Below are 9,297 nucleotides of genomic sequence, written 5' to 3' on the forward strand. Positions count from 1 at the left end.
CGCAACCGCCTCGCCAGCCGTGAACAAAGGACCGGACACACAGCAGAGGTCCAATCCCCATGAAGCAAGCCATCGCGGCCGGAATCGTGCGCTGGACGGGAGTCGGTGCCCTGTTCCGAAACCTGTTCGCGCGCCGGAACGTGACGATCGTCGTGTATCACGACCCGGACCCGGAGGTGATGCGCGCCCATCTCGCCTGGTACGCCGAACGCTACAGCTTCACCACGCTGGACGCGGTGGCCGACGCGCTGGAGAGCGGGCGGTGGGGCGACCTGCCGCCCTATCCGCTTGTCGTCACCTTCGACGACGGCCACCGCAACAACGCCCGCCTGGAACCCCTGTTCAAGGAATTCGGGGTGCGCCCGACCATCTATCTGTGCAGCCGCGTGGTCGGCACCGCCCGCCCCTACTGGTGGAAGACCGGAGCCGCCGGGCGAATCGGCGTCGAGACGCTGAAACGCCTTTCCGACCCCGAACGCCGCCGCCGGCTGGCCGAAGCCGGCGACGATCCCGACCTGGACGGCGCCGACCGCCAGTCGCTGACCTGGGACGAGGTGCGGCATCTGGCCTCCGTCACCGATTACGGCGCCCACACCCGCACCCACCCGATCCTCCTGCAATGCGACGACCAGCGCTGCGCCGAGGAGATCGCTCTGTGCAAGACCGAGCTGGAGGAGGCCACCGGCCTGCCCTGCCGCCATTTCGCCTTCCCCAACGGCGATTTCAGCGACCGCGAGGTGGCGATCATCCGCCAGGCCGGCTACCGCACCGCGCGCACCATCGATCCGGGCTGGAACGGTCCGAAGGCGGACCCGCTGCGCCTGCACGCCGTGCCGATTTCCGACGACGCCTCGATGGACTGGCTGTCGGTGCAGGTGACCGGCATTCCGGCCTGGCTGCGCAAGCGCAAGAACGGCGGCGGCGCGCCGGCGCCGACCCCGACACACGGCGATCCCCTGCCGGCGGCGTGATCCTCGCCTTATGACAAGCGCTTCAGATGTCCCCTCTCCCCTCTGGGGAGAGGGTTAGGGTGAGGGGGTTGCGCTTTTGCCGGACGTCCCGCCACGCGCAACCCCCTCACCCGGCCCTTCGGGCCACCCTCTCCCCGGAGGGGCGAGGGAAAGCACGCGCAACCCCCTCAGCAACCATGACGAGAGCGATAGGCCCTCCTACGCCGCAAGTCAGAGAGGGTTCCCCAAGAGTACGAGAAGGTATTCCCTGCTCAATTGCAATGACCCTGAGTGGTTAGCCACTGTCTTCACCGTCCGATCATCCTTTGCACTCTCGAAAACACCGCATTCGAATGCAATAAAGAATGACGTACTCGGCGGCGTTGCCGGAACCTCTCTGCAAAGAACGGGAAATGCCTTTCCCAATCCCACGCAACGAGGCGGTAACACCGAAAGGAACGGACCGACCCCTTTGGAGTAACTCCCACAGAGGCCGACCACCGTCCCGAACTGCCGGCCAAGGATCGACGATCAAACCCACAGGAGTTGCCAGCGACATGCGGACCGCCATCACCACCGAGACGACGACCCTGAGCGCACCCGCCACCCAGGAGATCCGCGCCTTCATCGTGGAGAACTTCCTGCTCGGCAGCGACTCCGGCTTCGACAACGCCGAATCCCTGCTGGAGACCGGCATCATCGACTCCACCGGCATCATGCACGTGGTGGCCTTCCTCGAGGAGCACTTCGGCATCATCGTCGAGGACGAGGACATGGTGGCCGACAACCTCGAGTCGGTCAGCCGCATCGCCGCCTATGTCGAGCGCAAGCGGACCCTGAAGGACGCGGCCTGATCCTTCCGCCAGGACGGAACGGACCATCGGGACAGTCACCGGAGTCAGGCAAGGGAACAGCGTCATGGCGCACCTGCTTCATCAGTTCCTCAGCGAAACCGCCGAAAGGCGGCCTCACCACACCGCGCTGATCGCGGGTGAGAACGCCGTCACCTTCGCCGAGCTGGACCGCCAGAGCGACGCCGTCGCCTGCGCGCTCCAGTCCGCCGGGGTGGTGCGCGGCGACCGCGTGGCGGTCATGCTGGAGAACTCGATCGAGTATGTCGCGGGCCTGTTCGGCGCGCTGAAGGCCGGGGCCGTCTATGTCCCCGTCAACCCGTCCACCAAGGCGGACAAGCTGGCCTACATCCTGACCGATGCCGGCGTGCGGGCGTTGATCGCGCCTGCCGCGCTCGCCCGGCAGGTTGTGCCGGCGGCTGGCGAGGCGCCTCACCTCGCCACGACGCTGTGGGTCGGGCCCGCCGTGCCGGCCGGGGCCGGCGGGCTCTCCTTCACAGACATCGTGGCAGCCCATCCGGACGCCCCGTCCGGAAGCGCCAAGCCGCAAAGCCGCGGCCTGATCGACCAGGATCTGGCCGCCATCCTCTACACCTCGGGAACCACCGGGCGGCCCAAGGGCGTCATGCTCAGCCACGCCGCGCTGGTGAACACCACCTGGTCGATCTCCACCTATCTGGAGAACACGCCCGACGACGTCGTGATGTGCGTCCTGCCGCTGACCTTCGGGTACGGCCTGTCGCAGATCCTGACCGGGGCGCGGGTCGGCTTCACGGTGGTCCTGGAACGCTCCTTCGCCTTCCCGGCGGAAACGCTGGCCCGCATGGTGAAGCACCGCATCACCGGCCTGCCCGGCGTGCCGACCTTCTTCTCCACGCTGCTGGGGATGGAGGCGCTGAAGACCGCCGACCTGTCCTCCCTGCGCTATCTGACCAACGCGGCGGCCCCCCTGCCGACCGCCCACATCGACCGCCTGCGCGAGCGCTTTCCCGATGCCGCCTTCTACTCGATGTACGGCATGACGGAGTGCTGCACCCGCATCTGCTACCTCGACCCGCGCGACCTCGGCACCAAGACCGCCTCGGTGGGCCGGGCCATCCCCAACTGCGAAGCCTATGTGGTGGACGAGCTGGGCAACCGCGCCGCCCCCGGCGAGGTCGGCGAACTGGTGGTCCGCGGCGCCAACGTGATGCGCGGCTACTGGAACCGCCCGGAGGAGACCGCCAAGCGCCTGCGCAGCGGGCCGCAGGGCGAGACGCTGCTCTACACCGGCGATCTCTTCACCATGGACGCCGACGGCTGCCTCTACTTCGTCAGCCGCAAGGACGACGTCTTCAAGTGCCGCGGCGAGAAGGTCAGCCCCAAGGAGGTCGAGAACGCCCTCTACGAGCTGGAGGCCGTGGTCGAGGCCGCCGTCCTCGGCGTGCCCGACCCCGCCGACGGCATGGCGGTGAAGGCCTATCTGGTCGTCCGCCCCGGCGCCACCCTGACCGAGATGGCGATCCGCCAGCACTGCCGGGGCCGCCTGGAAAGCCATCTGGTGCCCAAGTTCATCGAGATCCGCGACGAGCTGCCGAAGACCGAGTCCGGCAAGATCAAGCGCGCGATGCTCGCCGAAACCGCCTGACCCTTTTCCGCCTGCCTCTTTTCCGCTGGGCCTACAACACAGGAGAACGCGCGATGTGTGGTGTCGCTGGAGTTCTCGCCGGGCCGCGCGCCGAGCCCGCCGGACTCGACGAACTGAAGCGCATGATCGCCATGATCGGGCACCGCGGCCCGGACGGCTACGGCTTCTACCGCGACGGGCGGATCGGGCTCGCCCACGCGCGCCTCAGCATCGTCGGTCTGGCCGGCGGCTTCCAGCCGATCCACAACGAGGAGCGGACTCTGTGGATCACCTTCAACGGCGAGATCTTCAACCACGTCGAGCTGCGGCGTGACCTGGAGGCGCGCGGGCACCGCTTCTACACCCGCACCGACACCGAGGTGATCGTCCACGCCTTCGAGGAGTACGGCCCCGCCGCCTGGGCCAAGCTGAACGGCCAGTTCGCCATCGGCCTGTGGGACGCCGTGAAGCGGGAGCTGTGGCTGGTCCGCGACCGGCTGGGCATCCTGCCGCTGTTCTACGCCCGCAGCGGCGACCATCTCGCCTTCGCGTCGGAGGCCAAGGCCCTGTTCGGCGGCGGGCGGATCGAGCCGCGCTTCGACGCCGCCCGCCTCGCCCAGGTCTTCACCCACTGGAGCGTCGCCCCCCAGGGCAGCGTCTTCGCCGGGGTGCAGAGCGTGCCGCCGGCCACCGCCATCCGCATCGACTCCGACCTGCGCCTGCACGAGGCCCGCTATTGGGAGCCGGACATGGCCGGCGATCCCGCCCTGTCCCGCATCACGCTGGACGAGGCGGCGGACCGGCTGGAGGAGAAGCTGCTCGACGCCATCCGCCTGCGGCTGCGCGCCGACGTGCCGGTCGGCGTCTACATCAGCGGCGGCCTGGACAGCTCGGTCATCGCGGCGCTGGCCCGCAAGCTCGACACCACGCAGATGCACAGCTTCGGCGTGCGCTTCGCCGACAACGCCTTCGACGAGACGCCGCAGCAGCGGCTGGTCGCCGGCCATGTCGGGACGGAGCATCACGACATCCTCTGCACGGCGGAGGACATCCAGGCGGCCCTGCCCGACGTCATCTGGCACGGCGAATCGCCGCTGGTCCGCACCGCCCCGGCGCCGCTGTTCCTGCTCTCCCGCCTCGTCCGCGACAGCGGCATCCGCGTCGTGCTGTCCGGCGAGGGCGCCGACGAGTGGCTGGCCGGCTACGACATCTTCAAGGAGGACAAGGTCCGCCGCTTCTGGGCGCGGCAGCCGCACTCCGCGGCGCGCCCGAAGCTGCTCAGCCGCATCCATCCCTACGCCGCCACCAGCGGCCAGAAGGACAGCCCGCTCTGGCAGGCCTTCTGGAAGCGCGGCATGACGGAGACGGACGATCCCTTCTACGCCCACCGCATCCGCTGGCAGAACACCGGCTGGACCCAGCGCCTGCTGGCCCCGGACGTGCGCTCCGCCGCCAACGCGCAGGCCTTCGACGATGTGGTGGCCGCCCATCTGCCCGCCGGCTGGTCGCGCTGGAGCCCGCTCGCCCGCACCCAGTGGACGGAGATCGCCGCCTTCATGTCGCCCTACCTGCTGACCAGCCAGGGCGACCGGGTGGCGATGGCCAACAGCATCGAGGTCCGCTACCCCTTCCTCGATCCGGAGGTGGACGACCTCTGCGCCGCCCTGCCCGACCGGGTGAAGATGCTGGGGCTGCGCGACAAGCTGGCGCTGCGCCGCGTCGCCTCGCGCCTGCTGCCGGCGGAGATCTTCCACCGCCCGAAGCGCCCCTACCGCGCCCCGATGACCACCGCCCTCTTCGGCGCCCAGGCCCCGGCCTATGTCCGGGACCTGCTGTCCGAGGAGTCGCTGAACCGCTACGGGCTGGTCGACGCCGCCGGCGTCGCCGCCCTGGCCGCCAAGGCCCACCGCACCGACGGCCGCATGGCCGGCGAGCGCGAGGAGATGGCCCTGGTCGGCGTGCTCACCCTCCAGATGCTCGCCCGGAACGTGCTGGACGAGCTGCCGGGCCGGGCCTCGTCGCTCCGCGCCCGCTTGGACGCCGCGCCCATCCACATTCTCGAAGAGCATTTGGACAGCGCCGCCGCCGCCTGATCGGGCGGACCGGCGCGGTCCCCAAGGCACAGTCCTATCCAACAGTCCCCTTCTCACAGTCCCCTTCTCACAGTCCCCTTCTCACAGTCGATGCAACAACGCCAACCGGGAAAACCGACACCATGCTGAACGCCCTGCATCCCTTCGACGCCAACGCCCTCTCGCTCGACTGCGCGGCGGCTGCCCGGGAGATCGAACAGTTCATCCAGCGCACCGTCGCCCACGACCTGAAGCGCCAGGGCGTCGTGCTCGGCGTGTCCGGCGGCATCGACAGCTCGGTCTGCGCGGCGCTGGCCGTGCGCGCGCTGGGGCCGGAGCGCGTCCTGGCCATCCTGATGCCGGAGAAGGAATCCTCGCCGGACAGCACCCGCCGCGGCCGGCTGCTCTGCGAGAGCCTGGGCGTCGAGCCGATCATGGAGAACATCACGGCGCCGCTGACCGCGCTCGGCTGCTACGACCGCCGCGACAGCGCCATCCGTCGCCTGTTCCCGGAATACGGGCCGGGCTGGAAGCAGAAGATCGGTCTGGCCGCCGGCCTGCTCGACGCCGACCGCGTCAACTACTTCACCATGACGGTGGAGGCGCCGGAGGGCGACCGCCAGACCAGCCGCATGCCGGTGGACGTCTATCTGTCGGTGGTCGCCGCCACCAACCTGAAGCAGCGCGTCCGCAAGACCATGGAATACACCCACGCCGACCGGCTGAACTACTCGGTCCTCGGCACGCCGAACCGGCTGGAGTATGAGCTGGGCTTCTTCGTGCGCGGCGGCGACGGTCTGGCCGACCTGAAGCCGATCGCCCATCTGTTCAAGACCCAGGTCTACCAGATGGCCGCCTATCTCGGCCTGCCCGACGACATCCAGAGCCAGTCGCCGAGCACCGACACCTACACCCTGCCGCAGTCGCAGGAGGAGTTCTACTACGCCATCCCCTACGACAAGCTGGATCTGGCGCTCTGCGCCTACGGCCGCGGCGTGCCGGAGGACGAGGCGGCCCGCGCCCTCAACCTGTCGGTCGAGCAGGTCCGTCGCGTCTACAAGGACATCGTCCTGAAGCGCCGCACGTCGGGCCGCATCCTGCGCAACGCCGCGCTGGTGCAGCCGGTCGAGGTGGATGGGAGCGACGCATGACCGCAATGCCCTGGCTTCAGCGGGGTGTGGAACGGTTCATGTCCGAGGATCGCGTCGCGCTGGAGTCCTTCCAGCGCGACCACTTCGGCGCGGACTCCCCGCTGCTGGACGACACCCATTTCAATTGGCTGTTCGAGGAACCGCCCACCCCCGATCCGGAGGGGATTCAGCTCTGGGTCTGCAAGCGGAACGGGGGGATCGTCGGCCAGCAGGCGGGCATTCCCTTCGCGCTGAAGGTGGGGCAGCGGGTGCGCCGCGCCTCCTGGGCGATCGACCTGATGGTCGCCCCGGAATGGCGTCTGCGCGGCGTCGGGCCGGGCCTGTCGGAGACCCACGCCGCCGCCAGCGAGGTGAGCGTCTCCCTGTCGATGACCGACGCCGCCTACAAGTCCTACAAGCGGGCGGGCTGGCTCGATCTCGGGAACATCCCGACCTATCTGCGCGTGATCGACCCGCCGCGCTGCCTGCGCGTCAGCCCCTACGACGGCGGGCTGGCCCGCCTGATGGCGCGGCTGGGCAAGCCGGCGATGAGCGCCGCCGCCCTGGTCGGCCATGCGGCCGCCCGGACCTTCGGCGCCCGGCTGGTCGAAATCGACCGCTTCGACGAGCGCATGGACGGGCTGTGGGAGGCCGCGGCGCCGCAGCATCTCTGCGCCGCCCGGCGCGACCACGCCTATCTCCAGTGGCGCTTCGACAAGATCCCCAACGCGGAACGGCACCGCCGCTTCCTCGTCATGCGGCGCGACACGGTGATGGCCTATGTGGTGCTGCGGGTGGACCGCTGGCGCGGCGAGAGCGTCGGGGTGGTGTGCGACTATCTGGCCCGTCCGGGCTGGCTGATGCCCGCCTTCGCCCTGCTGGTCGAGCGCGCCCGGCGGGACCGGCTGGCCGCCCTGGTCTGCCGCACGCTGAACGCCCAGGCGGCCCGTCCCCTGTCGATGATGGGCTTCCTCTGCCTGAAGAACGGTCTGCGCCAGCCGACCCGGATGATGGCCCGCCCCGCCGCCGACCGCCCGGAGCTGACCCCGCTGATCGGCGACCCGAAGAACTGGTTCGTCACCGCCGCCGACAGCGACATGGGCTTCAAGGATCTCGGCGAGTAAGCGGTTTTCCAAAAACGAAAAGGGCGCCCGCAGCGATGCGGGCGCCCTTTTCGTTCGGGTCGTGCGTAAAGTCGAGAATGTGAGGGTGCATCTTCTGAGCGCATGAGCGGTTTGCCGCTGCACGCGACGTTCATGAAGGATCAAGCCGATCGAGCGATTAGTAAGGCTCAGCTTCAGGCGTTGCCGCCCGTCCACATGCCTCCTATCGACGTGATGGTCTGTCACGGCTCTCAAGGGAGTTCTGGTTTAGAGGTGGGTTTCCCGCTTAGATGCTTTCAGCGGTTATCCCGTCCATACTTAGCTACCCGGCCATGCCACTGGCGTGACAACCGGTGCACCAGAGGTATGTCCATCCCGGTCCTCTCGTACTAGGGACAGATCCTCGCAAAACTCCGACACCCACGGCAGATAGGGACCGAACTGTCTCACGACGTTCTAAACCCAGCTCACGTACCACTTTAATCGGCGAACAGCCGAACCCTTGGGACCTGCTCCAGCCCCAGGATGTGATGAGCCGACATCGAGGTGCCAAACGACTCCGTCGATATGGACTCTTGGGAGTCATCAGCCTGTTATCCCCGGCGTACCTTTTATCCGTTGAGCGATGGCCCGTCCACATGGAACCACCGGATCACTATGGCCGACTTTCGTCTCTGCTCGACTTGTCTGTCTTGCAGTCAGGCGGGCTTATGCCATTGCACTCGTCGAGCGATTTCCGACCGCTCTGAGCCCACCATCGCGCGCCTCCGTTACACTTTGGGAGGCGACCGCCCCAGTCAAACTACCCGCCATGCAGGGTCCCGGCTCCGGATCAACGGAGCGCGGTTAGATGCCAGAGACCTCAAGGGTGGTATTTCAAGGTTGGCTCCGCCCGAGCTGGCGCCCGGGTTTCCTAGCCTCCCACCTATCCTACACATGAGATCCCTAGCACCACTGCAAAGCTGTAGTAAAGGTGCACGGGGTCTTTCCGTCTGACCGCGGGTACTCCGCATCTTCACGGAGAGTTCAATTTCGCTGAGTTGGTGTTGGAGACAGCGGGGAAGTCGTTACGCCATTCGTGCAGGTCGGAACTTACCCGACAAGGAATTTCGCTACCTTAGGACCGTTATAGTTACGGCCGCCGTTTACCGGGGCTTCAATTCGGAGCGTGAACCCCTCCTCTTAACCTTCCGGCACCGGGCAGGCGTCAGACCCTATACGTCGCCTTGTACGGCTTCGCAGAGCCCTGTGTTTTTAGTAAACAGTCGCCACCCCCTGGTCTGTGCCCCCCGCCCGCGCTTGCGCACGAACGGGGCCCTCTTCTTCCGAAGTTACGAGGGCAATTTGCCGAGTTCCTTCAACACCATTCTCTCAAGCGCCTGGGTATACTCTACCAGTCCACCTGTGTCGGTTTGGGGTACGGTCTGATGCGGGGGCTGTTTCCTGGAACGGGTCCCCAGCCGGGCCAATCCGATAAGGCCCGACACGCTTTCCCATTCGTCACACACCCGCTGGCCCACGAATATTAACGTGGTTCCCATCGACTACGCCTTTCGGCCTCGCCTTAGGGGCCGGCTCACCCTGC

General features: G+C 67.6%; 6 protein-coding genes and 1 rRNA gene (1 of these 7 only partly in view). 6 read left to right on the forward strand and 1 reads right to left on the reverse strand.

The window, feature by feature from the left end; genetic code table 11:
- The first annotated feature begins 59 nt into the window (after nucleotides 1-59).
- The 6 genes from TSH58p_RS25040 (at nucleotide 60) to TSH58p_RS25070 (ending at nucleotide 7,733) form a co-directional block, all read left to right on the forward strand.
- Entirely contained in the window at nucleotides 60-971 is a 912-nt protein-coding gene (locus TSH58p_RS25040) for a polysaccharide deacetylase family protein (protein WP_109070967.1), read from the forward strand.
- A 536-nt stretch (nucleotides 972-1,507) separates the two neighbouring features.
- A complete protein-coding gene (locus TSH58p_RS25050; RefSeq protein ID WP_014198153.1) occupies nucleotides 1,508-1,804 on the forward strand; it encodes an acyl carrier protein in 297 nt (98 codons plus the stop codon).
- Between the two features lie 64 nt (nucleotides 1,805-1,868).
- Nucleotides 1,869-3,428, forward strand: a complete 1,560-nt coding sequence (locus TSH58p_RS25055) for a class I adenylate-forming enzyme family protein (RefSeq protein ID WP_109070965.1) — start codon at nucleotides 1,869-1,871, stop codon at nucleotides 3,426-3,428.
- 53 nt (nucleotides 3,429-3,481) lie between these two features.
- A complete protein-coding gene (gene asnB, locus TSH58p_RS25060; RefSeq protein ID WP_109070964.1) occupies nucleotides 3,482-5,500 on the forward strand; it encodes an asparagine synthase (glutamine-hydrolyzing) in 2,019 nt (672 codons plus the stop codon).
- Nucleotides 5,501-5,622: 122 nt separating this feature from the next.
- Nucleotides 5,623-6,630, forward strand: a complete 1,008-nt coding sequence (nadE, locus tag TSH58p_RS25065; RefSeq protein WP_109070963.1) for an NAD(+) synthase — start codon at nucleotides 5,623-5,625, stop codon at nucleotides 6,628-6,630.
- A gap of 38 nt (nucleotides 6,631-6,668) precedes the next feature.
- Nucleotides 6,669-7,733 carry a GNAT family N-acetyltransferase gene (locus TSH58p_RS25070; RefSeq protein ID WP_247874121.1) on the forward strand — a complete coding sequence of 355 codons (1,065 nt, stop codon included), beginning with the start codon at nucleotides 6,669-6,671 and terminating at the stop codon, nucleotides 7,731-7,733.
- Between the two features lie 136 nt (nucleotides 7,734-7,869).
- Here the strand turns inward: TSH58p_RS25070 and TSH58p_RS25075 are convergent.
- A 23S ribosomal RNA gene (locus tag TSH58p_RS25075) occupies nucleotides 7,870-9,297 on the reverse strand; it runs 1,331 nt beyond the window's last position.

It is taken from the genome of Azospirillum sp. TSH58 (genome assembly GCF_003119115.1).
Lineage (GTDB): Bacteria > Pseudomonadota > Alphaproteobacteria > Azospirillales > Azospirillaceae > Azospirillum.

Coding starts and splice junctions, on each gene's coding strand:
- TSH58p_RS25055 (WP_109070965.1), top strand. CDS start 1,869: ATGGCGCACCTGCTTCATCAGTTCCTCAGCGAAACCGCCGAAAGGCGG.
- TSH58p_RS25050 (WP_014198153.1), top strand. CDS start 1,508: ATGCGGACCGCCATCACCACCGAGACGACGACCCTGAGCGCACCCGCC.
- TSH58p_RS25070 (WP_247874121.1), top strand. CDS start 6,669: ATGTCCGAGGATCGCGTCGCGCTGGAGTCCTTCCAGCGCGACCACTTC.
- asnB (WP_109070964.1), top strand. CDS start 3,482: ATGTGTGGTGTCGCTGGAGTTCTCGCCGGGCCGCGCGCCGAGCCCGCC.
- nadE (WP_109070963.1), top strand. CDS start 5,623: ATGCTGAACGCCCTGCATCCCTTCGACGCCAACGCCCTCTCGCTCGAC.
- TSH58p_RS25040 (WP_109070967.1), top strand. CDS start 60: ATGAAGCAAGCCATCGCGGCCGGAATCGTGCGCTGGACGGGAGTCGGT.